The organism is Psychrobacter sp. NPDC077938 (genome assembly GCF_044542635.1).
GTDB lineage: Bacteria > Pseudomonadota > Gammaproteobacteria > Pseudomonadales > Moraxellaceae > Psychrobacter.
The window spans coordinates 496,784-523,562 of the sequence record NZ_JBITUW010000002.1 but is presented as its reverse complement, the minus strand read 5'-3'; the positions used below and the strand labels follow the sequence as shown (position 1 = coordinate 523,562).

The following is a 26,779-nucleotide window of genomic DNA, read 5'->3' as shown; positions in this document are numbered from 1 at the left end:
CAATTATTCGTGAGTCCATTACATGCCTGAATCATTAAATATTGTCGATCTTATTACCCAAGCCAGTCTATTGGTGCAGATTGTGATGGCACTATTGTTATTAGCCTCTTTGCTCAGCTGGGTTATTATCTTTCGCATGAGTGCGCGACTTGGTACAGCCAAAAACTTTGATCAACAATTTGAGACTTGGTTTTGGTCAGGCGAAGATTTGGCCAAGCTATATCAAGGCATTCAGGGCTCTCCTGACCGTCAAGGACTTGAGCAAATTTTTTATGTGGGCTTTTCAGAATACCTGAGAATGCATAAAAAGCGTCAACCTAAAGACGACATTATCGATGGTGTTGAACGCAAGCTACGCGTGGGCTTAGGTCGTCAGCAGCAATTGCTCGAGTCAGGACTGACGACGCTAGCCAGCATTGGCTCCGTTGCTCCGTACATCGGACTGTTCGGTACAGTATGGGGCATCATGAATGCCTTTTTGGGACTGTCTCAAACTGAGCAAGCTACCCTCGCCTCTGTCGCTCCCGGTATCGCCGAAGCACTGATTGCCACAGCCATGGGTTTGTTTGCCGCTATCCCTGCGGTATTGGCATATAACCACTTCACAGCAAAATCGAGCCGACTATATGACTCGCGTGCCTTATTTTGTGATGAGATGACAGGCATGCTGCAGCGTGAGACCAGCGTACAAGCGCCTATTAGCAAAGAAACCCAAGTTAATGCAGGTCAGGTGACAGGGCTATGAAACCAAACCCCTACGGCCGTGAAAAAAAAGCCCTTAATGCAGAAATGAACGTCGTACCTTACATTGACGTCATGCTGGTGCTACTGGTGATATTTATGGTGACAGCGCCGATGCTGATTACAGGCGTCGATGTTGATCTGCCAAAAGAGCAAACCAATACCATGAGTCAAAGCCAATTACCTGTGATTGTCTCGTTGACTGATAAAGGTGATATTTTTATCAGCTATGAAAGCAATGTCGACATGCCTGTAAGTGAGCCTGAGCTGATTAATACATTATCTAACCTGCAGTCTCAGAGCGATAATAGTAACGCTGAGCCAGTACAGGTAATGATCAATGCCGACCAAAACAATCAGTACGGTGCCATCATGACACTCATGGCAACCTTGCAACAAGCAGGTATCGAAAAGGTGGGTTTACTGACTGGTGCACCACTACCCACGCCTTCTTTATAGTGATCAGCGTCCTTTAGTAAATATCTTATATCATAATAGCCAATCCTAGTAATCATTCTGAAAAATCACGTTCATGAGTATCCTTACCATGCATAATGCTCCTGCCGTCTATGTACCTACCGAACCAGAAAGCAATGGGCTAACACTGCCTACATTGCTAAGCTTACTGGCGCATGGCCTTGTCATTGGCATACTGGTTTATAACTATCAAACCACTGAAGTTGAGACTGCTGGTAGTATCGAGACGGTCATGGTATCTCCTGAGCAGCTTGCTGAAATGCAAGGACAAATACTGGCCAACCGTGCAGCAGCCAGTGCAATGCAGATGGATAGTAGCACTAGCGACTCGTCCACTAGTGCTCAGCCAGAAGTATCTGGTAGTAGCGTCAGTGTGCAAAATCCAAGTCAGTCAAGCTCTCAGCGCGTACCTGTATTTACACGATCTGAGGAGCCAGCTGGTCAACCTATACTTATGAGCGAAGACCATCAACAACGGCTATTTGAGCAGAATCAAGAGTATGAACGCAAAATGGCTGAGTGGGCAGCACAACTAGACGAATCAGCCATGGAAGAGCTTGATCAAGTCGATCAAAGCAAACGTGATCAGCTCATAGAAGAACAAAAAAGGCTGGGAGAGTTTCGTCAAAAGCAAAACAATCCACCAAAGATAAAACGTCCCACTGCTACTGATCGCAATATTGAGATTGATACTGCTGGCTCTGGTAATGCAGGGAAAACTTTTAGCCTATCAGATGGGCAGTCTACTATGTCTGGTGATACGTCAACCTCTAGTACGTCCAAGGGCAGTAGTCGTTCTGCATCCAGTGGCAGTCGCGGTGCCAGCAACAGCGAAATCATCAATTTAATCAAGCGCAACTATACGCCGCCTACCGCCGCGCGAGGCTCTACTCAACGCGCCACCCTAACCATCACTGTCAATGCAAATGGCAATGTGATCAATGTGACCGCCTCTGGACCTGATAGCACGGTCAACGAAGCGGCAAGACAAGCGGTACTCAATACTGGCAGTCTCCCGATTGATGCTGATGACCCTAAATACCCGACTTTTACCATACAGTTTAAAGGCAGCAATTAATCGGTTGCTAGGTTCTTATAATATTGGTAACGTGACGTTAAGCGGCTTGTCTCGCATAGGTTGCTGCCTCATCTAGATGCTTGTCTCATTAAATAAAAAATGAATATCATACTAATTTTAGGAGCTCCATTTACTCATGCGTACCCAAAAAAAATTACTAGTATCGTTACTCGCCAGTACCTCAGCATTACTAGCATCGCAAAGCGTGCTCGCTGCACCTGTTGTACTAGAATTGGACTATGAGATTCCTGTTCAGCAAAACCAAGTCGCGTTTGTGCCGTTTGCGGGTGACTCGGTCTTATCACCGATTGTATTAAATGACTTGAGTAAAACCGAGCTAAAAGTAACCAATCAAGATCTACCGCAGCAGCCGCACAGTAGTAAAGAGCTGACAGGTACATTACCTGTTTGGCAAAGCATGGGCATACCGTATCTGGTTGTCGGCAGTACGCGTACCAGTCGTGGCAAAATAATCACCGATTATGAAGTCATCGATGTCAAATCTGGTCGTGTGATAGAAGGCAAGCAAAGCCTAAGCGCTGACAACAATAGAGAAAGCATGCGTTATGCCGGTCATGTCATCGCAGACAAAGTGTACGAGCTGATTACTGGTATTCCAGGGGATTTCTCAGGACGCATTGCTTATATTGAAGAAACAGGAACTGGCAAGCAAAAGATCTCGCGTCTCAAAGTGATGGATGCTGATGGCGAAAATGCTAGAACCATTACTGAAGTGACAGGCTCTATCTTCTCACCAGCATGGTCACCTGATGGCAACCGTATCGCCTACTCAGTACAACGTGAAAAATCATATCCCGTCATCTACGTGCAAAACGTCAGTGGCGGCGGCGCAACTGCCCTGACGCCTTTTTCAGGTAGTAACCTAAGCCCGTCTTTCTCTCCTGATGGCAGCAAGATATTATTCTCTAGTAGTTTTGAAGGTAGCGCTGATATCTATGAGATGAGCGCCAGCGGCGGTACACCTAGAAGGCTCACTAATTTACCAAGCAGTGAAGTACAACCAAGCTATGCACCAGACGGTAAATCTTTTGTGTTTGTCAGTGATAAAACTGGCTTTAACAAGCCGCAAGTCTATCGCTACGAGTTTGCTACGGGCCAAACGACTAAAGTGTCAAACGGTGGTTATGCAACCAGCCCGCAGTTTAGCAGTGACGGTACACAAATTGCCTTTTTGAGTGGGCGCTCAGCAGCTATTATGAATAGTAATGGTGCTATCACTACCAATCTTGGCAATACAGGTATCGACGAAGCACCAAGCTTCTCACCAAACGGTAAACGCGTGGTCTACGCATCGACCCAAGGCGGCAAAGGCGTACTAACCATCAAATCACTCAACGGTGGCGAAGCGTTTGGTAAATCAGGACAAGGCGTTATCCGCTCACCCGTATGGTCATCAAGCCCAAAATAATTGGTCGTACACTAAAGTAGCAATTTTGGTTATAGTGGAATAAGTATCAACCGTTAAGCAAAATTGAAATGCCCCAATCATAGTCGTTATGGTTGGGCTTTTTTTTGTTTAAAAAACAGCAATAGAAATAACGATAGGTCTTAGTACTTATTTACTTTCAATAGTCAGCACCCCTCGTCTTTGATCTACCTTCCAATGTTACCTAACCCTCCCTCTTTCGTAACAAAACTGTAAACGCACTAGTACCAAAAAAAACATTGCAATGACTTGTATTTTACCTATACCCTAAATAGACCTGACTAATTGGTCAGGTTGTTCAAATATTAGCCAACATATATTAGTTATTTTCATTGTTTATCTTACAGACGGATGCGTACCCCTATTGTTTACATCGATAAAAAAACAAGTCAAAGATTGGGTTAAAACTTTGATCTCGTGATCTACCACATTGTCTGATATCTACAGTTAAGCGGGTGCTAAGCAGTTATTTTAGGAGGAAACCACCATGAGTGAAAACGTTCCAGCGAATACCGATTTACTGTATAGACTGCATGACCGTCCTACACCCATTAAAGCATTTTTAGGTGCTATACAGCACGTACTTGCAGCGTTTGTAGGTATCATCACACCCTCTCTTATCATAGGTGGCACATTAGGTTTAGGAGAGCATATCCCCTACCTTCTCAGTATGTCATTGATAGTATCTGGCGTCGCAACCTTTATTCAGACTCGTAAAGTAGGTCCTGTTGGCTCTGGCCTCATGGCGTTGCAAGGTACCAGCTTTGGATTTTTGGCAGCAGTACTGACGGCAGGGTTTGTGGTAAAAAACCGCGGCGGTGGTCCAGAAGAGATATTATCCGTTATTTTTGGCGTTTCATTTCTCGGTGCATTTGTTGAGATATTTTTGAGTCAATTTATAACCAAACTCAAATCTTTTATGAGCCCTATTGTTACAGGCTGCGTGATTGTCACGATTGGTTTGTCATTAACCAAGGTAGGTCTGACTGACTTAGCGGGCGGGTTTGGTGCTGAGGATTTTGGTAGCATTCCGAACTTACTTTTGGGCGGTGGTGTGCTGGCAAGTGTCGTACTGATTAGCATCATCAATAATAAAGTCATTCGCTCAAGCGCCATCTTTATCGGTTTGATGCTCGGCCTTATCGCGGCCGTATTTATGGGACGTATCGATTTTTCATTGGTTTCTGAAGCGGCTTTTTTTACGGTGCCGATCCCTTTTAAGTATGGCTTTGGTTTTGATTGGCAGGCTTTTATTCCTATTGCCTTTATGTACATCATTACCAGTATCGAGACCTCAGGCGATTTGACGGCTACCTCAATGATATCAGGTGAACCGATCAAAGGCCCTCTTTATGAGAAACGCATCAAGGGCGGCGTACTAGGAGATGGTGTTAACTCTCTGATTGCTGCAGTATTCAATACCTTCCCTGTGACGACCTTTAGCCAAAACAATGGTGTGATCCAAATGACGGGTATTGCCAGTCGCTATGTGGGTTTCTATGTAGGCGGCCTCCTATGCCTGATGGGACTATTCCCTGTCCTTGGTGCTATTTTTACGCAATTACCGAAGCCTGTCGTTGGCGGTGTCACGCTACTTATGTTTGCGACGGTGGCGACTGCTGGCATTCGCATCTTATCTACCGTGCAATTTACGCATCGTAATGTCTTAATCATTGCCACCTCACTGGGTCTGGCAACGGGTATCGCCTTTGTCCCTGACGTACTGTCACAAACGCCGCAGTTCTTTCAGAATATCTTTGGCTCAGCGGTAACGATGGCAGGGATTGTGGCCATCACCCTTGATATGATTTTACCCAAAAACTATGGCATCGAGTTTGATACCAAAGCACAGCATGCTGACGACGGTTTAGAACCAACGCAAGAAGTAGCGTAAGGCTAAGCGTAAGCTAGGGCTGAACATATCGAAGTGTTTCGCCGTAAATGAGGTGCACAGAAAAATAGAAACAATCTGTGCACTTCGCTGATTAAGCACCTGACTTATTGAATAGACACCCTGTCAAATAGACACCCTGTCAAATAGACACCCTGTCAAATAGACACCCTGTCAAATAGGCACCCTGTCAAATAGGCACCCTGTCAAATAGGCACCTTGTCAAATAGGCACCCTGTCAAATAGGCACCTTGTCAAATAGGCACCCTGTCAAATAGGCACCTTGTCAAATAGGCACCCTGTCAAATAGGTACCTTGTCATCATTCAAGGCCACAGCCTTTTAAAATAAAAGGTACCAGAAAGTCTGCCGCACGTGCTTCATCTGCTGCGTCATAAGCGGTCTTATCCATTAATCCAACGATTTCAATCTCAAATTCAGCATAACGTTGGGTAGTCGCCCAAATCAAAATCAGTAGTTGTAGAGGATCAGTAATCCCAATTTTGCCTTGCTTGTGCCACTCTTTCATTACCTGTGCTTTATCGTGTACCCACTCCTTCATCGTGGTGGACATAAATTCATGCAAATGCGGTGCACCGCCGATGACTTCAATTGCAAATAGTTTATGGCGACTTGGATTGACAAAGGCTTGATGTAGCTTGGTACGGACGAATTTTTCGATGACTGTTTTTGGGTCGCTATCTACCGTCATGGTTACCAAGCCTTCATTCCATTCTTGAATGATCGAGCGTAGCACTGCCATGTAGAGGTTTTTTTTATTTTTAAAGTAGTAGTGAACATTGGCTTTAGGTAAGCCTGCCCTATCGGCAATGCCCTGCATCGTAGCGCCGCGATAGCTCTGAAGCACAAACTCTTCTTCAGCTGCCGCTAAGATAAGCGCTTGATTCTGTGCGCGAATGGCTTGTTGGCTACGGTGCGAGGGCGTATCAGTCACTGAGGTTTCTTCCTTTTGATTGTTTTGAGTCATAGCAGTGGTATCTCACTTTAAGAGACAGGTTCGACAAAATAGTCGCTATATTTTGCTGTGTATTCTTATATAAACACATAGATTTGATCAGCATAACCTGTTAAATAAAAATATTTCGCATAAAACAGTTGACCAATTAGTCAGGTTTTAGCAAAATGGGAACTGTAAATCAATTACGCCGTCATTAACTACCTCTTGCCAGACGTTTTGGACGGCTAAAATATCAGTGTTTCCTTAGCAAATCTGTTTCATATTGTCAGTTCACTATAACTTGAAATTATGCAAAGCGTATATAAGCGCCAAAGCTCTGACTACGAACACATAGATTATCAGCTTTTGATTTTATGCAAATTAGTAGCTGCTAGCTTAATCAAATTATTCATGAAGCTGAAGCAACCGCCACTTATCAAGATTACTGCTTATACCTATAAGTTTATGCAAATAATCATAAGGTATAAACCTCTATCAAACATTTATCGCCCGATACAGATAACGGGCTGTTCTATTAGAAAAGGATGTCATCGTGAGCTTAACCTTAGCGCAATTCAACGACCTATCACAAGAAGTCGCCATCGCTCAGCTATTGACTTGCTGCACCAGTAAAAGTTGGGCCTATAAACTTGCAGACGCTCGCCCTTTTGCAGACGTTGATGCACTGCTAGAAAGTAGCGACGCTATCTGGGACAAAGTACAAAACGATGAGGCTAACTTATTAGAAGCGTTTGATGGACATCCGCAAATCGGTAACGTGGCATCTCTAAAAGAAAAATACCGCAACACACAAAGTAGCGCTGCACACGAACAGTCAGGCGCTAACGATGCAGCAGATGAGGTGCTCGAAGCACTTGCCAAAGGCAATCGAGACTATCTTGATAAATTTGGTTTTATTTTTATTGTCTTTGCGACCGGTAAAAGCGCGCAGCAAATGCTGGATCTGTTATTAGCGCGTCTGCCTAATGATCGTGCTACTGAACTGGCAAATGCAGCCGCTGAACAGAATAAAATTACGCGTTTACGTTTAACTAAATTGCTAGACAATGCTTAGACAAGCAAATAGTAGTCGCAGAGTTAGACTAGCATTTTCACCCGATTTATATTTTTCACAAATTTAAAGGAAGCATCATGTCTGCCACCCTATCATCACATATCCTAGACACTCATCTTGGCAAACCTGCCGCTGATGTCGCCGTTACCTTACACCGCGTACAAGACAATGGTGTCGCCACATTACTAGCGCATGGTACAACCAATAGTGATGGCCGTGTCACACCAGACGCTTGGCAGTTTGATACAGCCATCGATAGCACAGAGCATCAGCTAGATACCGGACGCTATACCGTAACGTTCGATACTCAGTCTTATTTTGATGCTCAGCAGCTGACAGCATTTTACCCGCAAGTGGTTATCGACTTTGTGGTAAACGATGCCAGTCATTATCACGTGCCACTTCTGCTTAGTGCGCACGGTTATAGCACTTATCGCGGATCGTAGCTTTGGCGCTGTTTAGCTCTCTGCGTTGTTATTAGTGTTCAAGAAATACTATCAAAAGAAATTATCAAGACATTTTATCAAGACACTGTCATATTAAAGGACATTTATTACATGGGCGCCTATCTTCTCGAATGGTTGAGTTTATTTTTCCGCTGGTTTCATGTTATCGCTGGGGTAGCATGGATTGGTGCATCGTTTTATTTTGTGTGGCTAGATCTAAGCCTACGCAAACCGCCACAGTGGAAAACAGACAAAGGCATTTCGGGTGATCTTTGGGCCGTCCATGGCGGCGGATTTTATGAGATTGCCAAATACAAACTCGAACCCGAAGAGATGCCCAAAACGCTACATTGGTTTAAGTGGGAAGCTTATACCACTTGGCTGACGGGTGCGGCGATGATGTCTATCGTCTATTATGCCAATGCAACTGCCTACCTGATCGACCCAAGCAAAGTGCCTTTTACTAGTATCGGTGCCATTGCCACCAGCTTGCTTTTCTTGTTTGGCAGTTACTTCATTTATGAAGTTATCGTGCGCAGTCATTTGGGTAAAAACGCGTTTATCTTTAGTACCTTGATTTTTATCTTGCTGGTCATCGCGAGCTGGGGTTCTTACCAGCTATTTAGTGATCGCGCCTCATTTATACATATCGGTGCTATCTTGGGCACGGTGATGGTAGGTAACGTATTCTTCGGTATTATGCCGGCTCAGCGTGCACTCGTTGACTGTGTGCGGCGCGGTGAAAAACCGGGTAAAGAAGTGGCTGAATTGGCATTACAAGCCAAAAATCGCTCACTGATGAATAACTATTTTACCCTACCGCTGATTTTTACCATGATCAGCAACCATTACCCAATGATGTATGCTCATGAGAAAGGTTGGTTGGTATTGGTCTTCGTCGGTATCATTACCGCGACTGCCCGTCATTACTTTAACCAAAAGCACTTAGGTCATAAAAAACCACGCTACTTGGTCATTCCAGCCGTATTAACCGTATTGTTGATTATTTGGATGCGACCTGAGCCGATTGAGCCATTGCCTGCAATGCCTGCTACTGCCTCCGTAGCACCTACAACAACTGATAGCACGCCGCCAGCTATAAGCGCGACTACTGACTCAAGCACTGATACCGTTGCTAATGCTAATAACAGTATTAGCACTGATGCAGCTACTGCTGAAGCCGTACCCGTGAGCGCATCAGCAGATGACGCTATGATGGATGTCGTGCATACGCGCTGTAGCACCTGTCATGCTGTGCAGCCAACACAGCAAGGCTTCGCCGCACCACCAGCAGGAATCATTTTGCAGACACCAGAAGACTTAAAAATTCATAAAGCGAAAATCGTCACTGCGGTACAGACTGGCTATATGCCGCTTGGTAATATTACTCAGTTGACGGATGCGGAGCGTCAGCAGCTCGTGGCCTATGCATCATCACTTTAATTTGTGATAAAAAATAACTGTCCTTTACGAGCAATATTTAAACAAATATCTAAGGCTCTAAGCGATATAGGAATATAAATAATGAGCAAAAAAATTACCAGTGACTTTGATCTGAGCACATACCCTCGTGACCTAAAAGGCTATGCTGGCAATCCACCGAAAGCGAACTGGCCAGGCGGCGCAAAAATCGCCGTACAGTTTGTATTAAACATCGAAGAAGGTGCAGAAAATAGCGTCATCCATGGCGATGGTCAATCAGAGCGTTTTTTGTCTGATATCTTAGGCACACCAGAATTTAACAACCGTCACCAGTCTATCGAGTCTGCATTCGAATACGGTAGCCGTGTCGGTGTATGGCGTGTGCTAGATGTCTTTAAAGAATATGGCGTGCCAATCACCACGTTTACCTGTGCCGCCGCTGCTGAAAAAACCCCGCATATTATCGAGCGTGTATTAGAAGACGGTCATGAGATTGCCAGTCATGGTCTACGCTGGATCACTTATCAGGATATGTACCGTGAGACGGAGCGCGAACACATTCACTGTGCCACCCAGATATTTAAACGTATGCTCGGTGGTCAACCTCTCGGCTGGTATACAGGACGCGATAGTCCAAATACTCGTGAACTGGTCGCTGAACAAGGTGGCTATACCTATGACTCTGACTCGTACGGTGATGAGTTACCATATTGGCTCAATGTAAAGGTCCAAGATGGCAATCTGATCACGCGCAAGCCGCATTTGGTCATACCTTATAGCCTCGAGACCAATGACATGCGTTTTTCTTCTAGCCCAGGATTCACCCACGCTGAACCATTTTATCAATATCTCAAAGACAGCTTTGACACCTTATACGAAGAAGGCGCACACACTCCTAAAATGCTAACCATTGGGCTGCATTGTCGCATTATCGGACGTGCAGGACGCATCAAAGCGCTAAAGCAGTTTTTGCAATATATCACCGCTAAGCCTGACGTATGGATATGCCGCCGTGATGATATCGCCAAGCACTGGTACGAAAACCATCCTGCCGCGCCGGACAACACGGCTAACTGGATGTAAGCTCAGTCTATCGTCCTAGTATCCGTTCTGCTTAGCTGAGCGAGTGCGAATTAGCATAGATTAATATATAAAATAATACATACGTTATTAATAAACACCATTATTAAAAAAGGAATCATTGTGAGTCAAAACACTTCAGAAGTTGGACAAATTATTTCCGCAAACAATCTACCTGATACCCTGCCAGCGTTTACCAAGAAATCAAACGTCGCTGACAGTCGCTTGGGTGCAAAATCACTATTCGCTACCGATGACTTCTTTGCGGATAAAAGCCGTATTCTAAATCCTGATGCACCTATATTTGTCGTGGGTAAGTTCGATGACAACGGTAAGTGGATGGACGGCTGGGAAACTCGTCGCAAGCGCCACTTGGGTTACGATTATTTAGTTATCCAGCTTGCTCGCCCAACCAAAATTTCTGGTCTCGATATTGATACCAGTCACTTTACGGGTAATTTTCCATCTTCCGCCAGTGTCGATGCTTTATACGCGCCCGAGCTACTGCAGCAAGATGAAGCTGAACTTACTAGTCTAAGCAAAGAAGATTGGGACAATAAAAACTGGCAGGCACTAGTGGGTATGACCCCGCTTCAAGGTCACAATCATGAGCTTGTCGAGATTGATCATGAGCAAACGGTCACCCATATTCGTTTAAACATTTATCCAGATGGCGGCGTTGCCCGACTACGTGTCTATGGTGATATTCAACTTGATGCGAGCCTAAATACACAAGATGAGACACTTGACTTAGCGGGCGCATTAAATGGTGGTCGTGCCATTGCCAGTAACGATGCGCACTTTGGTGCGGCTAGTAATTTACTACTACCAACTAAAGCGCCTAACATGGGTGATGGTTGGGAGACTCGTCGTCGCCGTGAGCCAGGCAATGACTGGTGCATCATCGCACTAGGTCAAGCAGGTATCGTTGACGCTATCGAGATAGATACTGCCCATTTTAAAGGCAATTACCCTGATAAAGTCTCGATCCAAGCCGTCTACTCACCAAATACACCAGAGCAAACTTTAGTGACTCAGAGTATGTTTTGGGAGACCTTGCTTGAGCCGCAAAAAACCAATGCTGACGACGTTCATACTTTTAGTAAAGATAAGCTTAAGATAGGCCAGCCTATCACCCATATTCGGGTCAATATTTTCCCAGATGGTGGCATTAGCCGTGTACGCGTGTATGGCAAAATTGCTGAGGCTAATATTGACACTGGTACTGATGTTGATAGTAAAGAGGCTAAATAATGAGTGTCACTTTAACAGCTAAGCCTTTAACCAAGGCAAACTTTGCCCCTTACGGCTCGGTTATCGAGCGCTATAGTGATAATGAGCAAACGGCTGACAATACTTATGAAATCAATAATGGCTATGCGGTTCGTCATCATGAACTTGCCGAAAGTAAACTAGACGGTGGTTCAGTTGGCATGAGTATCTTTCGAGCCAAAAAACGTGAGAATCCGATTGCGCTCTCGGTCATGGAATACCATCCGCTTGGAACACAAGCATTTGTATCTATGGAAGGCCAAGACTATATAGTCGTCGTCGCTAAAGCTGGTGTGCCGCCGCAGTCGCCTGATGACCTAGCCGTGTTTTATGCAAAATCTCATCAAGGTGTACAGTACGACGCTAATGTCTGGCATCACCCTCTACTCGCTCTTGGCCGTGACAGTGATTTCTTAGTTATTGATCGTATCAATGGTGAGGGTAATAATTGTCATGAGATTGATATCACGGATTGGCGTGTGTCTATTGAGGTAGAAGATGAATGCAGTTAATTGAATAGAAAATAGTCGCATCCAACATGTACAAACTTAACGCCAGCTAATGTCTATTAGCTGGCTTTTTTATGTTCATCGAGTTATTAAATCATATGCCTATCAATTGATTAAAGCCTGTCAGACGACCCAATTTGGGGCACATAGATATCCATTTTGGTGCTTTTATGGCGGATCTGATACTTCGAAAAACATTGTTTGCCACATATATATAAATGCACGGAAATTGGCTCTATCATTTGAGAACAGTTAAAGACTATTTTGCTTATTTCTACCCTAATTAGTGGTTAATAAGACTAAAAGTTATACGACTCTGTAGATGACAGCTCTCTAGGTCATTTGTGGCACAGTTATTGAATGCTCTTTAGTAGTAAGCATTTAAGCGCTATCAATCAACCGTTGTCTAACGAGCATTGGATTAATAGTTTGTTTACTAGCAGATAATAACGATGCAGTTTTGGGGCAATCAACAATCAATTGTACATAAAGGGGTCATATTTTGCGTTTTGATTTATTAACGAGCTTATCCTGTCATACCAAATCATCTAGCCAAAAGCTAGCTTTACTCAAACCATTGTCGATGGCAGCTGTTGCTATCGCTGCTTTAGGTAGCATGTCGAACATCCATGCTAAGACCTTCTTTACTGATACGAGTGTCTCCGTACTTTACGGTAATGACTATGAACTTGTAGAAGACGGAGAGCTGACGACCGTTACATTAGAGCATGCTTCTGCGCATGACTGGGGCGGCGTGTTCTTCTTTGTCGATCGAAACCAAGGTGCCGATGACATTGAAAACAATAGATTTAGAGAAACTTATGGCGAGCTGTCTCCTACATTCAAAATAGCAACTTTTAATGACAGTTTTATCAAGCAGGTTAATTTAGCCGCTACTTATGAATTTGGTTCGAACAGTACGGGCTTTGACCAAGATAATTATTTGGTTGGTATTGGTGCAGATCTCAATGTGCCTATTCCAGGTACGACGTTTGCGTCGGCTACTCTATATCATGCTTTTAACGACAATACTGACGATGATCAGCAAATTACCTTAACCTATGGTTGGGAACGCAATAATTTTGTCGTAGACGGCTTTATTGATTATTCATTTAATAATGATGATATTGAAGATAATATTCATATCAATCCGCAAATTAAATACAACTTACAAGAAGTGCTCGGTATTGATAACCGTTTAGAAGTCGGTATGGAGTATAGCTATTGGAAAAATAAATACGGTGTTGATGGCGTGAATCAAAACTCCCCTAGTGCATTGGTAAAGTTCCATTTTTAATGTCTAATAAAAACTCTCTTGGCAGAAATAAACCCTTGTTCCAACTATATAGGAACAAGGGTTTATTTTTTATATCTGAAAGAAGTCTCACTTATTTTCAGATTTAGGTACAGCGTTTATTTACACCTATAAAGTTGATTTACGATAGCGACTCACGCCTGCGATTACCGTCTGATCAATTACTCTATCATCGCCTAGCATCATTAGTACAAACAACTGCTCTTCAAGTGTCTTAGTCTGCGCCATACGCCGCTCAAGCAATGCCGTTGCACCCATATCGATCACCACAAAATCTGCTTCTTTATTGGGCATAAAGTTACCGATTTTATTGTCCAATAATAGCGACTGGGCATTACCCAACGTAATTTGATATAGCCCTTGGTGAGCTGATAGCTGATTGCTTTGTAGTTGTTGGATTTTATACGCTTCTGACAGAGTCGTCAGCATCGATAGACTTGTACCTGCTCCAACGTCGGTGGCGATACTGACACCGGTATAACTTAACGTCTTGGGTAAATCGAACAGCCCACTACCCAGAAACAGATTGGACGTCGGACAGTGTGATATCTGCGTACCAGTCGCACGCAGACGCTCATACTCAGATATTTCAAGGTGAATACCATGTGCCAAGGTGGTACGTCGACCCAATAATCCCATCGTATCATAGACATCAAGATAGCCTTTATGATTGGGATACAATTGTTTTACAAAGGCAATTTCATCATGATTTTCTGCTAGATGCGTCTGCAGATAAACACTCTCGTAACTGGCATACAGCTCACCTGCCATTTGTAGTTGCTTGGGTGTCGAAGTAATAGCAAATCTTGGCGTAATAGCCACATGTTGGCGACCGCGCTCATGCCAATTATCAATGATGTTTTGGGTATCTCGAATGCCTTGCTCAGCAGGCACACACAAGTTATCAGGCGCATTTTGGTCCATCAAGACATTACCTGTGATCATGCGGGTGTTAAGCTTATGACTTTCCGTAAAAAATGCGTTCACTGATTCAGGGTGACTGGTAGAAAATACCATGGCGCTCGTTGTACCATTGGCCAGCAGCTGATTTAAAAAGAACTGCGCTGTGTCATGTGCTACTTTTGGATCGCCAAAATTGGCTTCGGTGACGAAAGTATAATTATTAAGCCAATCAAGTAATTGTTCACCGTAAGCAGCAATCATATCTATTTGCGGATAATGCACATGAGTATCAATAAAACCTGGCATAACAAGTTTGTCGCGATAGTCATGTACTTTGACTACTAACTGGCCTATTTGCTCAGAGGTATTATTATATTTCGCTAATATTGTCTCGTTATGCCCATACTCTACAACGCACCCTGTCACATCATCTACGACAAGCGCACCATCAGCGATATATTCAGGATACGCCTGTACACCTTCAATCACTGGTAGTAACGTAATGTCTCGTTCCACAGCTAATGTCTGTGAATGATCAGAGGTTGCACGCTCAGTACGATCGCTTTCGGTCAAGTAGTGCAGCAGTCGAGCTTGATAAATATGTAGGGTCATTCGTAGATCTCACAATGGCTTGGTAGTCCTGAGCGTTTTAATAAATAGTACTGAGCGCTTTAATAATTTGATAAAAAGTATAAAAGTTATATGGAGTGAACCGTTATGGAGTGAACCGTTCAAGAAATAGCTTGATGATACTGCTGTAAGAGCTGTGCCACGATAGAAACCGCCACCGCCATCGGCTCTTTCCCACCAACTTGCAATCCGATTGGCATGACCAACTGATTGACCAGTTGCTCACTGTAGCCACGCTGCATCAAGCGATCTCTAAAACGCTTGGCTTTGGTTGCCGAGGCAATGCAGCCTATGTAAGGTGCTGAAATATCTGAACATTGATCCTCAGACGAGCTAGTATCATAAATAGTATCTAATGCCGCCCGCACTAACTCAAAATCAACACTATGGTCATGAGTCATAACCAGAATAAAACGCTGACCACCCTGCTCGATAAATGGGCGCACAAAATCTACAGGCTCATCATCGATATGCGGACGGATATGCGCTGGTAAGTTATAAAGTTTGGATTGATTAGTAGTAGATTCATCAACTAAGTAACGCTTAAACATCTCTGGGCGACTGTCCACCCAATCTACCTGACAAGGTAGCTCAGCGAGGATGGTCATTAGCGCTGATGCTACATGCCCTGCACCAAACACTAGTACTGACATCGGCGGCGTTACATTGAAGCATTCGAACATAACGGTGACGCTACCGCCGCAACACTGTGCCAATTTCGCACCTAGCGGGTAGTGCTTGGTGTAGACAGCATCACGGCGCACTGCTTTAGAAGGTATTAACGTGCTTTTACCGTCAGTTTCAGCGACTTTTGGTTTTACTTCTTTTGATACCGTTGCCGCTATTTCACCATTCAATAGCTGCCGTGCCGTATTGACAACGTCGTGCTCTAGACCGCCGCCGCCTAGCGTATCCACGATACTATCTTGCGTGACAATCATTTTTGCCTGTAGCGCTCGAGGAGCAGATCCATTCACAGCCACGACCGTCGCCAATACGTGAGCAATGCCTTGCTGCTGATATCGCGCTAGACCTTCATACCAGACGACTGGCGGTGCTAACGACTCATTCACTGTGCGCAGGACCTCTTGCCCCTGCTACATTCGGATGCTCTATCGCATTAGGCTGATCATCGGTTTGTTTGCCAACCACCTCCAATGGGTCGATGTCTTTAGCGTGACGTACGTCTTGTGGCATTGCTTTTTCGTTGTAAAGGTCACTGTTCTCTTCTGCACCTTTGACTAAGCTATCAACCGTATCTGTATCTGCTTTAGTTTCTAAATCCCACGACGTACCTTGCATGCGCATGACTGCTTTTAATACCGCTTCTGGCGTCGCAGGCATGGTCAGCTCTGGATTATTTTTATAGTCACCAAGGCTCGCGACTGCATTATTGAGTGCGCACCAAACGCTGGCTGCCAGCATAAACGGCGGCTCGCCAACGGCTTTAGAGTTATAAATCGTTTGTTCTTCGTTTTTGCGATCGTACAGTTTGACATTCCACTGCTTAGGTAAGTCATGGGCAGTTGGGATTTTATAATTGGCAGGACTGTCGGATGCCAGCTTTCCTTTGTCATTCCAAATCAGCTCTTCTGCCGTGAGCCAACCCATGCCTTGCACAAAACCCCCTTCAATCTGCCCAATATCAATGGCAGGGTTGATCGATTGTCCTGCATCATGTAACACGTCACAGCGTAGTACTTTATACTCACCTGTCAACGTATCAATCTCAACCTCAGCACAAGCTGCACCCAAGGCAAAGTAGAAGAACGGACGTCCCCATGCTTTAGAGCGATCATAAAATATTTTAGGCGTTTTATAGTAGCCAGTAGATGATAGACTAATACGGTTTTGGTACGACAGTTGAATCATTTCAGCAAAAGTCAGCGTTTCTTTATCACCGATATAGACATGATTTTTTTCAAAACGTATGTCTTCTTGTGCTACGTCGAAGTGCTCAGCAGCAAATTCAAGTATGCGCGCTTTAATGCTTAGACAAGCGTTCTGTGCTGCCTTACCATTAATGTCTGTACCTGATGACGCGGCAGTTGGTGAAGTATTAGGCACTTTGTCGGTACGTGTCGCTGACACCTTAACCGTGTCCAGATCAACATCAAATTCATTGGCAACAATTTGGGCAATTTTGATATATAGCCCTTGTCCCATCTCCGTACCACCATGATTGAGATGGATACTGCCATCAGTATAAATATGTACCAATGCACCTGCCTGATTAAGCGTCTGCACCGTAAATGAAATACCGAATTTTACTGGCGTTAGAGCAAGCCCTAAGCGCTTATCACTGCCTTCAGCGGCAGCTTTTTGATTGGCTTCTAGAATTTGTTGACGGCGATTGTCATAATCGCAATCGTCTGCCAACTTGGTCATGATAGTCGCTAAATCAAAATGCTCAATCGTCTGACCGTAATGCGTACTTTGACCATCTTGATATAAGTTTGCCAAGCGTACTTGTAATGGATCTTGCCCCATCGTATAGGCAATATGATCCATCATATATTCAGCAGTCATCAGACCTTGTGGACCACCAAATCCTCGATAGGCAGTATTGGATACAGTATGCGTTTTGCAGCGATGCCCTGCTACATGAGCAGCTGGATAGTAATAGGCATTATCACAGTGGAACATCGCTCTATCAACGATGGCATCAGACAAATCTGGCGCATAGCCACACAAACCAGCCAGCTGCATATCGACGCCCAATATACGCCCAGACTCGTCTAAACCAACCTCATAACGGTTGGCAAACTCATGACGCTTACCCGTCACCACCATGTCATCTTGACGATCTAGACGCATACTGACAGGGACATTATGGCGTTTGGCGATGATACCGCATAGACACGCCCAAGCAGCGGCTTGCGTTTCTTTACCACCAAACCCGCCACCCATACGGCGCACGACTGTGTTTACCGCATGAAATGGCAAGTCTGTCACTTCGGCGACCAGCTGCTGTACTTCGCTTGGATGCTGTGACGACGTGTACACCTCTAGCCCGCCATCATCACAAGGCACCACATAAGACACTTGGCCTTCGAGATAAAAGTGCTCTTGCCCGCGCATATGAATATGACCTTCAATGCGAATCGGTGCGTTCTCAAGCGCAGTCGCCGCGTCACCACGCTTCATAAAGTGACTCGGACGCACAAATAACTCTTGCTCTAATGCTTTATCAATACTAAGTACTGCTGGCAATGGCTCATATTCTACCACTGCCTTGGTAGCCGCTTTTTTGGCAGCGCGATGACTGCTCGCTACTACTACAAATAACGTCTGACCCACATACTCTGTGATGTCATCCACCATCAGTGGCTCACCGTCGAATACCGCACCGATATCCGTCTGCGCAGGCAAATCTTTAAAACTTAAGACATCTACCACCCCATCCGCATCTCTAACAGCGCTTAAATCCATACTCAGTACACGTGCATGAGCATGGCTGCTTTTACCTACTGCCAGATGTAGCGTGCCTTGCGGTTTTGCAATATCATCCACATAAGTCGCCGTCCCCATGACATGACTAATCGCACTATCATGCTTAGCCGAGGTACCAATTTTATTTTTTGGCGGACGCACGCGGCGGATACTATAACTGTCAAATAAGGACGAATGATGGCTCATGGCGGATCTCTTCTATTAGGACGCTTTGATTAATGCTCTGTTATTCTTGGCAAATATAACGATAAGGCGGTATTAGCAAACAACAATTCTGCTAGTTAAGCAGTCTCAGTCTGTCTACCTGCTACCAACTGCTTACCGCACTTCACTAGCAGACGCTGTACCACATGTGAGCGATATTCACGGCTGGCTCTGACATCAGTCATAGGCGTAACGTCTGCAGACAAGACTTGTGCTGCTTGCTCAAAACTCGCAACTTCAGCCGCTTGCCCAATGAGCGCTTGCTGACAGGTTGTGGCTAATAACGGTATGGCAGCCATACCACCAAGTCCAAGCTTTGCATTCTCTATCGTCATGCCATCTGCTGATACATCGATTCGCGCAGCCAATAGACACGCTGAAATATCATCCTCATAACGTTTGCTAATTTTATGAATAAATAAGTGCTGATTGTCATGCATCAGAGGAATATGGATAGCGACTACGTAACTGCCTGCTTGCAGTTTGGTCTTTTTATAATCTAAGAAAAATTCTGATAAAGGTATAATCTCATCCGTATAAACCGAATCACTATTATCTAAATCGTTACCTGATTCTTCATGATTAGGCGCGCAATGACGCAGATGAATTGACGCATCTAACGCCAATAAAATCGGTGGTAAATCACCAATCGGCGACGCGTTGGCTATATTGCCACCGATGGTGCCCATATTACGAATTTGCGGAGAAGCAATACGCTCAAATACTTGCGCAAAACTTGGAAAATACTGCTCAAGCACAGGCAACATCTGCTGATAGCTCATGCCAGCACCTAATACTAGTGATTGGCTAGGAGCTTGCTCGTTATCTAACCCTTCATTGCTTGAGTCAGACTTTGCGTCAAGTAATGACCATGATTTTAGTGCCTCAATACCTGAAAGCTGGATAATGACCTCGTGATCAACCAAATGCTGGGTTACACTCAATCCCAAATCCGTACCGCCTGCCCAAATCGTTGCCTGCGGATAGGCCGCTAATACTTGGTTAAGCTCATCTAGTGACTTGGGCATATATAATTGTCGCCCAGCATCACTGATTACAGGGGCAATCGCTTTCGACTCTTCATTCTTTAATTCGACGTTATCTAGCACGTTTTCAGATACTGCTGATTCTTTTGTACTACGCATCGCGTCTGTGGCTAGACTGATAGTCAGGTCTTTCACCGCTGACTGCTCCGCCTCTCTCTGCTGACCGATATCGCTCATCAATAGGCCCGCCTCGATAATCGGTCGATAACCTGTACAGCGACATAGGTTGCCAGAGATTGAAGCAACCACTTCATCATAGCTTAGTTGCTTGGCATCGTTCTGACTTGCTGTCTCTTGACTTGTCTGCATACGATTGTTTTCGTAAACACAAGCCAGCGACATCACAAACCCAGGTGTACAAAAACCGCACTGCGATCCGTGACATTCAACCATCGCTTGCTGTGCTGGATGCAGCAAAGCACGTTCTGGGTGATGTTCTGGATTATCTGCTAAATAAGAAGCCGTCATCAGATGATGACCATCCATAAGCGACACTAGCGTAATGCAAGAGTTGACTGTATAGAACGGTGGCGTAGCATTTTTTTCGTCGCCATTTTCATCATTAAGCACTTGCTGGCTAGCGTTAGGCAGGCGCTGAACCATCACAGTACAGGCACCGCAATCACCACTACCACAGCCTTCCTTCGTATCCGTTTGGCCTTCATGCAATCGTAGATACTCAAGCACCGTCGTATTAGGGTTAAGCTGGGTTAGCTCGTGGCGTTTCCCATTTAAGTAAAAACTAATCATAGCAAGACTCGGCTAAAATAAAATAATGAAGATAAGCATAAGGCTTAAGGAATTTAACGGCTTAAATGCTGAACGTAAGCACTTGGTTTACATCATGCTGCAACCGTTCAAGTACGGTTATTCTGTTTTATTCGCTAACACATTCTTAAGAGACCAAAGAATCTAGGACAGCGCACTTTTTATATCAGGTAAATCGGTTGCAAATATCAGCAATCATCGAACAATTTTGTTAGAAAAATCGTACTATAGGATACTTGACTATTTGGTCAGCTTTCAACATATTATCACTATTCTTATTTATAACACAACCCGTTAAAATGCCTATAGATACTATCGAATAGTTGGTAAATATTTGGCGAATAACTTCAATCTAAGGAAATACTTACACGTTTTGTAGACTTTATTGATTGCTCAGCTACTTAATACCAGACGTTATTTTTATAAATAGCTTTAATTTTATACATGACAAATCAAACGAAGTATTAGATAAGCCATACTCTAAATAGCGAGATAGTCTGCGTAAAAACAATATCGAATACATATATCGCCTTTAAACTGCTATGAACAGCTGATTTTTATATATAATGTCTGCAAATAAGCCTGACTCTTCACTGTTGTGACTTCTAATGATAAGTAATCGTGACATATCGTTGGGCTAAAATCGTTTTTGAGATATTACTATGAAGTCATTTGCCTTTACCTATTTGCTAATAGCAACGATGCTTTTAGGAGGTTGTCAATCATTTCAATTCGTTGACAGTCCTATCCCCGTGAAGCCCGCCCCTACTAAGCTTGTTGCTCCATGAAAATCCTAGCGCTTAATAGCACTTATCGCTCGATAAAAATTGGCACAAAAAAAGCAGACATTGATAATGTCTGCTTTTTTATTTGATTGCTCTGTCGTTTCTAGCTTTTTTTAGAGCTTAGCATCAGCTGGTTGATGCTTAATAATCGTTTTGGCCAGATGATCACCAAACCAAATAGCAGTATCAATATCACCCGAACCTGGTGTCTCTTCAGGTGGCCCATCAAGCGATTGAGTCATCAAACCCAAAAAGCTAGACAGACGGTTTAAGTCGTGAGCCTTATGACCTGTCGGCATCAATGGCAGACCAATCCAGTTCATACCATGTTGCATCGCATATAGAGAAATCTGCTGCAATACAGCAAGTTTATCACCGCTCAGGCCGCCCGAATTGGCAAACGCTGCTGCCCATTTACCCTCCCACTTACGATGATACCAACGCTTAGAAGTCTCATCCATAAAGGTTTTAAATTCAGCCGTCACACTGCCCATATACACTGCACTACCGAAAACCAGCAAATCTGCCTGATCTAAATAATCCCAATCAACATCATAAACATCGACAGCCTTGGCTTGCGCTTCTGGCAATTGCTGATGCGCACCTTGTACTATCGCCTCAGCGACACGCTTGGTATGACCATAATTACTATGGAAGATAACGGCGATTGAGACATTAGGCGCATTATCAGTAGATGTAGAGGTGTTAGACGATTTAGCAGGTGTATTCATACGTACTCTAATAATAAATAATTGGTTGAATATAAAACTTATAAAATATTGGATACTTAGCCACAGCCGACAGTTAGTGGCCTCACTTTCACTGATAAGTACTTATCGATAGCTCAAACTTTCGAACTATCAGGCGATATAACAGAATCAAGCAACGCTTCTTTGAGTCAATTTAACTGGCATAAACATCAATGGTGATGGAGCAATCGCATAGTCTTTATACGTCAGCATATACATACCAGTATATATGCGATGAACTCCATTGAATTCAAGCCCATTGTATCAGACGTATTTTCGTTTTTAAGTTATTTATTAAAGTCTGACTAATCAGAGCACATATATTTTTAATAAATTTTATATAAATGGGTCAGTCGCATTAACTGATAATGTGACACAAACAACTTCCTAATAACTGATAAACCTATGATTATTAGCACTATAGGAAACTATTAATATCAAATAATATATACAGCAATTTATTTATTCCATATCCTCATATACTAATTCTATTTTTTCTAATCTCTCCGTATTTACATTAATAACAATAGGATTATGATGTAACGCTTGTTACTGCTAAACCAAATTAACAGAAATACAGTTTCCAATTCTGCAAACCTGCGTAACTATACTCATATAAATTCTTATAAAAATGATATCTGATAACATCATCGGATAAGGAAGCTATTACCTTGACTACTCTCGTTCAACCTGTAAATGATACGAAAGATCCTATCATTAGAGATGATCTGGCCCTAAATGCACCGCAAAAACCCTTGATTATGGGTGGTGGCATCGTAGGATTGATGGTGCTTGCGTATCTATTAGCCACTCAACATATTTCTCAATCATTGCTACTTGGCATAGGTCTTTTGTTAGGCTATACCCTTTTTCATGCCCGCTTTGGCTTTACCTCTGCTTTTAGACGTATGATGGCAGTGGGCAACGGTCAGGCGATGCGCTCACACATGCTAATGTTGGCAGTTGCTGTCACGCTATTTGCGCCAATCCTTGCTTATGGCACGACGCTATTTGGCGGTCCTGTCGCAGGTTATGTCGCGCCATTAGGGGTCAGTCTAGTCGTAGGCGCATTTGTATTTGGTATCGGCATGCAACTTGGTGGCGGCTGTGCCTCTGGTACGCTCTATGCGGTAGGCGGTGGACGCTCTGTTATGTTCATCACCTTTATTTTCTTCATAGTGGGCGCCACGATTGGTGCTTATCATTTGCCATTCTGGACAGAAGAAATGCCCGCTTATGCGCCTTTCTCTTTGGCAACCTCTACAGGTCTTGGCTATACAGGAGCGTGGCTGGTGTCGCTTGCTATATTCGGCATTATCGCATGGGTGACGTTAATCGTTGAGAAAAAAAGAAACGCACCGAAGATGGCACCTGTACCTTCTGAGTCTGGTTGGAAACGAATCTTTCGTGGTTCTTGGCCGCTATTTGCTGCCGCAATCGTCTTAGCTTTACTTAACGGTCTGACATTGCTTACACGTGGTCAACCGTGGGGCATTACGTCAGCATTCACATTGTGGGGCTCTAAAATTGCAAGCGGCTTTGGTATGGATGTGGCTAGCTGGGGCTACTGGCAAGGGGGCAATGCAGCAGCGCTTGAAGCTTCTATATTTGCAGATTCGACCACTGTATTAAATATCGGTATTATCATTGGCGCGTTTATCGCATCTGCTGCGGGTGGCTTGTTCAAGTTTACTAAGATTACTGCAGGTAACTTTGCAGCGTCAGTCATCGGCGGATTGATGATGGGGTACGGTGCACGTCTCGCGTTCGGTTGTAATATTGGCGCTTACTTCGGTGGTATCGCTTCTTTTAGCTTACATGGCTATATCTGGGGCATACTGGCAATGGCAGGTACGTTCTTGGCACTATATTTACGTCCTCTATTTGGCTTATCAGTACCAAAATCTAGCGACTCCGTTTGTTAATACAGATTTTTTGTTAATACAGACCTTGTGTTAGTACAAACTTAGTACTCAAACAAAAAAAACAGCAGAATAATCTGCTGTTTTTTTATTGTTTATCACTTCCTTGCCACTACTCATTATTATATAGTCAAAGAAATCTAAAACAGCTACAAGGCAGCCGACCGTAGATTGTACATATAGTACATCTAGGGAGGGTAACACCGTAGCGGTTTAGTAGTTCGCTGACTATAAAGCTGCTAACGACGAACGATGACCAGTGCCATCCGACCTGTGGCAGCTTGCTGCATATGAGTCTGGCGGCGATACGAGTAATAGTGAGTATCTGCGTAACTACAGTCAACAGGTAAATCATTCACAACTGTAGCACCAGCAGCTTCTAACTGCATGGCAGCAAGCTTCGGTAAATCCAACTTTATTTTGTCATTATGAGACGATATAGAAAATAGCGAAACAAAGTTATCGATATGCGTCTCTGGCAACGTCTGGTTGACTATACACCCAGCCAATAACTTATCGCGAACGTCTACATTTACTTCATAATTTTCCTGACTGATACACACTCCTATCCAAGCTTGTATAGGGCCTGAATCAGTAAAGCGACTAACAGTCTCTTGTATCACACCGCAGGCCAATCCTTGCCAGCCTGCATGAATCGCTGCGATTTTTCCACTGGTTGGCTGATATAATACGATAGGCACACAGTCCGCCGTCATGATTGCCAGACCGCGACCACTTTGTTGACTGACCATCGCATCAGCAGACATTGGCGCCATATTCAGCGTAGTAGCATCGACATCATGAATATGTTTGCCATGAACCTGACTGACCCAATGTAAGCGATTAATAGCCGCATGCTGCTCATTTTGTGCAGACTTATCTGTCAGTTGCTCATTGATAGCAGCTAATAGATTCATGCGGTTATCTAATACTTGCAGTGCATTATCATTGACATGCAGACCTAAATTCAGCTCACCGTAATTTGACTGACCCGCATACCCTGTACGCTGGTTTTTAGCAGCAGAGTCATCAATATTATCAAATGCAAAAGCAGCCGTCTGAAAAACAGCCACATTATCAATTTGCGCAATCATTGTCATCGGGAACGTGTTCGTCATGGCTGCTCGCTCTCACCTCTTATCTAGTAAACGTTAGCGTTTACTCTTCATAATAACCGTCGCTTAGTACGGCCATCAGTTTTTGCATGTCTTCAGGTAGTGGCGTCGTGACTTCAATATCCTCACCTGTCGTCGGATGCACAAATCCTAACGTATAGGCATGCAATGCTTGGCGTGGGAAATTATTGATAGCTTGGCGCTGAGCTTCTGTCAATCCAGAGCGCAACTGACGACGGCCACCATAGACACGGTCGCCGACTAGTGGATAAGTAATGTGACTTAGATGCACACGAATTTGATGCGTACGTCCAGTCTCAAGTCCAACATCTAGCAGACAGTAATTTTCGTTCAATGGTGTGACATTTAATAGATGCGTTACCGCTTCACGGCCAGCGGTCATCACCGTCATTTTAGTACGCTGATTGCGATGTCGACCAATCGGTGCATCGATACGACGATGACGAGATAAACTTGCTTGGTCCCCTGCCACCACACACTTATAGTGACGATAAACAGACTTGTCTTTTAGCTGTTCCATCAGTGCCATCTGAGCAGGTTTGGTTTTGCCAATCAATAGCAATCCAGAGGTGTCTTTATCAATACGGTGCACGAGACCTGCACGCGGTAAATGATGCTGCTGAGGATAATGATATAGCAATGCATTGACCAAAGTGCCATTTTGATTACCCGCGCCTGGGTGAACCACCATACCGACAGGTTTATTGATTACTAATACGTCATCATCTTCATAGACAACATCGATATCTATGTTTTCTGGTTGGTCTTCGCCATGCTGCTGTAACGTCGTTGATAGATGCAATACGTCATCTGCTTTGACACGGACTTTCGGTTTTTGGACACTGCCGTTATAGAGCAGACTGCCGTCAGTGATCCAGTTTTGTAGTTGCACACGCGAAAAGTCTGAAAACGCTTGTGAGGCGACCTTATCAATACGCAGACCAGCTTGATCTTCTGTGACCACATGCGTCATGTCTACAATCACTGGTACAGCTTGACCCGCTACTGGGGCTTCATCGTCGTCGCCGTCCATATCGCTGTCATCAATATCATTATCATCAATGTCACTATCGTTCAGACCATTACCATCATCGATGAGCAACTCTTCATTATCAAACGCATCATCATGCACTTGCTCATTTATTACTGGTTGATTATCAGGTAGCTCATTATTGTTCAAAACATCATTTGGCATTGGTGACTCTTGTGCTGATGAATCAGTATCTAGCGATTGATTCGGTGATAAATTGGTAGTCATGGCATCATTATTCATAGCGGATTGATACATGGCAAAGTCCCTGACAGTGTTTTGTGAGGTGACTTCGAAGATAGTATTATAAATAGCAGTATAAAAAATTGTCGTTTTTTGATTATCGTGTTTCGCCTATAAATAGCAGATAACAACCTTCAAGGTACAAAAAAGCGAAGACAATACCGCTCTAGTGTATCATGTCGCACGCATAAGCCCTATAG

At 44.0% G+C, this 26,779-nt stretch carries 21 protein-coding genes; 13 read left to right on the top strand and 8 right to left on the bottom strand.

Going from position 1 to position 26,779, the window contains the following annotated elements; genetic code table 11:
* Positions 1–22: 22 nt before the first annotated feature.
* The 5 genes from tolQ (at position 23) to ACIGBM_RS05630 (ending at position 5,637) form a co-directional block, all read left to right on the top strand.
* Positions 23–745, top strand: coding sequence for a protein TolQ (gene tolQ, locus ACIGBM_RS05650; protein ID WP_057759620.1), 723 nt, complete (start codon positions 23–25; stop codon positions 743–745).
* A complete protein-coding gene (gene tolR / locus ACIGBM_RS05645) occupies positions 742–1,200 on the top strand; it encodes a protein TolR (protein ID WP_397477047.1) in 459 nt (152 codons plus the stop codon). Before tolQ ends, tolR begins: the two co-directional genes overlap by 4 nt.
* Positions 1,201–1,273: 73 nt before the next feature.
* Positions 1,274–2,296: a cell envelope integrity protein TolA gene (locus ACIGBM_RS05640; protein WP_397477046.1), complete on the top strand. Its 1,023-nt coding sequence runs from the start codon at positions 1,274–1,276 to the stop codon at positions 2,294–2,296.
* Between the two features lie 136 nt (positions 2,297–2,432).
* Positions 2,433–3,725 (top strand): translocation protein TolB, encoded by a 1,293-nt coding sequence (locus ACIGBM_RS05635; protein WP_397477045.1) that lies wholly within the window; start codon positions 2,433–2,435, stop codon positions 3,723–3,725.
* A 505-nt stretch (positions 3,726–4,230) separates the two neighbouring features.
* Positions 4,231–5,637 (top strand): nucleobase:cation symporter-2 family protein, encoded by a 1,407-nt coding sequence (locus ACIGBM_RS05630; RefSeq protein ID WP_397477044.1) that lies wholly within the window; start codon positions 4,231–4,233, stop codon positions 5,635–5,637.
* Between the two features lie 318 nt (positions 5,638–5,955).
* On the opposite strand, the gene ACIGBM_RS05625 is transcribed toward ACIGBM_RS05630, so the two are convergent.
* Positions 5,956–6,621: a TetR family transcriptional regulator C-terminal domain-containing protein gene (locus tag ACIGBM_RS05625; RefSeq protein WP_057759606.1), complete on the bottom strand. Its 666-nt coding sequence runs from the start codon at positions 6,619–6,621 to the stop codon at positions 5,956–5,958.
* A 523-nt stretch (positions 6,622–7,144) separates the two neighbouring features.
* Between ACIGBM_RS05625 and uraD the strand changes: the two genes are divergently transcribed.
* The 7 genes from uraD (at position 7,145) to ACIGBM_RS05590 (ending at position 13,692) form a co-directional block, all read left to right on the top strand.
* Positions 7,145–7,666 carry a 2-oxo-4-hydroxy-4-carboxy-5-ureidoimidazoline decarboxylase gene (uraD, locus tag ACIGBM_RS05620; RefSeq protein WP_397477043.1) on the top strand — a complete coding sequence of 174 codons (522 nt, stop codon included), beginning with the start codon at positions 7,145–7,147 and terminating at the stop codon, positions 7,664–7,666.
* Positions 7,667–7,743: 77 nt separating this feature from the next.
* Positions 7,744–8,112: a hydroxyisourate hydrolase gene (gene uraH / locus ACIGBM_RS05615; protein ID WP_397477042.1), complete on the top strand. Its 369-nt coding sequence runs from the start codon at positions 7,744–7,746 to the stop codon at positions 8,110–8,112.
* Between the two features lie 111 nt (positions 8,113–8,223).
* Positions 8,224–9,555: a urate hydroxylase PuuD gene (locus ACIGBM_RS05610; protein ID WP_397477041.1), complete on the top strand. Its 1,332-nt coding sequence runs from the start codon at positions 8,224–8,226 to the stop codon at positions 9,553–9,555.
* Positions 9,556–9,636: 81 nt separating this feature from the next.
* A complete protein-coding gene (puuE, locus tag ACIGBM_RS05605) occupies positions 9,637–10,617 on the top strand; it encodes an allantoinase PuuE (RefSeq protein WP_397477040.1) in 981 nt (326 codons plus the stop codon).
* 150 nt (positions 10,618–10,767) lie between these two features.
* Positions 10,768–11,868 carry an allantoicase gene (alc, locus tag ACIGBM_RS05600; protein ID WP_397477115.1) on the top strand — a complete coding sequence of 367 codons (1,101 nt, stop codon included), beginning with the start codon at positions 10,768–10,770 and terminating at the stop codon, positions 11,866–11,868.
* Positions 11,868–12,398, top strand: a complete 531-nt coding sequence (locus ACIGBM_RS05595; RefSeq protein ID WP_397477039.1) for an ureidoglycolate lyase — start codon at positions 11,868–11,870, stop codon at positions 12,396–12,398. The genes alc and ACIGBM_RS05595 overlap by 1 nt, the downstream gene beginning before the upstream one ends.
* Before the next feature lie 499 nt (positions 12,399–12,897).
* Positions 12,898–13,692: a DUF5020 family protein gene (locus ACIGBM_RS05590; RefSeq protein ID WP_397477038.1), complete on the top strand. Its 795-nt coding sequence runs from the start codon at positions 12,898–12,900 to the stop codon at positions 13,690–13,692.
* 126 nt (positions 13,693–13,818) lie between these two features.
* Here the strand turns inward: ACIGBM_RS05590 and guaD are convergent, their stop codons facing one another.
* From guaD to ACIGBM_RS05565, 5 genes are all read right to left on the bottom strand, one after another.
* A complete protein-coding gene (guaD, locus tag ACIGBM_RS05585; protein ID WP_397477037.1) occupies positions 13,819–15,225 on the bottom strand; it encodes a guanine deaminase in 1,407 nt (468 codons plus the stop codon).
* 119 nt (positions 15,226–15,344) lie between these two features.
* A complete protein-coding gene (locus tag ACIGBM_RS05580) occupies positions 15,345–16,316 on the bottom strand; it encodes an XdhC family protein (RefSeq protein ID WP_397477036.1) in 972 nt (323 codons plus the stop codon).
* Positions 16,309–18,882 carry a xanthine dehydrogenase molybdopterin binding subunit gene (gene xdhB / locus ACIGBM_RS05575; protein ID WP_397477035.1) on the bottom strand — a complete coding sequence of 858 codons (2,574 nt, stop codon included), beginning with the start codon at positions 18,880–18,882 and terminating at the stop codon, positions 16,309–16,311. The genes ACIGBM_RS05580 and xdhB overlap by 8 nt, the downstream gene beginning before the upstream one ends.
* Positions 18,883–18,977: 95 nt before the next feature.
* Entirely contained in the window at positions 18,978–20,696 is a 1,719-nt protein-coding gene (locus ACIGBM_RS05570) for a xanthine dehydrogenase small subunit (RefSeq protein ID WP_397477034.1), read from the bottom strand.
* Between the two features lie 916 nt (positions 20,697–21,612).
* Complete coding sequence (locus ACIGBM_RS05565) at positions 21,613–22,230, bottom strand: flavodoxin family protein (protein ID WP_397477033.1); 618 nt, start codon at positions 22,228–22,230, stop codon at positions 21,613–21,615.
* Between the two features lie 689 nt (positions 22,231–22,919).
* Here ACIGBM_RS05565 and ACIGBM_RS05560 point away from each other — a divergent pair.
* Positions 22,920–24,173 (top strand): YeeE/YedE family protein, encoded by a 1,254-nt coding sequence (locus ACIGBM_RS05560; RefSeq protein ID WP_397477032.1) that lies wholly within the window; start codon positions 22,920–22,922, stop codon positions 24,171–24,173.
* A gap of 236 nt (positions 24,174–24,409) precedes the next feature.
* On the opposite strand, the gene ACIGBM_RS05555 is transcribed toward ACIGBM_RS05560, so the two are convergent.
* The gene (locus ACIGBM_RS05555; RefSeq protein WP_397477031.1) at positions 24,410–25,288 is read right to left on the bottom strand and encodes a polyphenol oxidase family protein; all 879 of its coding nucleotides are present in this window, start codon (positions 25,286–25,288) and stop codon (positions 24,410–24,412) included.
* Positions 25,289–25,328: 40 nt separating this feature from the next.
* A complete protein-coding gene (locus ACIGBM_RS05550; protein WP_397477030.1) occupies positions 25,329–26,594 on the bottom strand; it encodes an RluA family pseudouridine synthase in 1,266 nt (421 codons plus the stop codon).
* Positions 26,595–26,779: the final 185 nt, after the last annotated feature.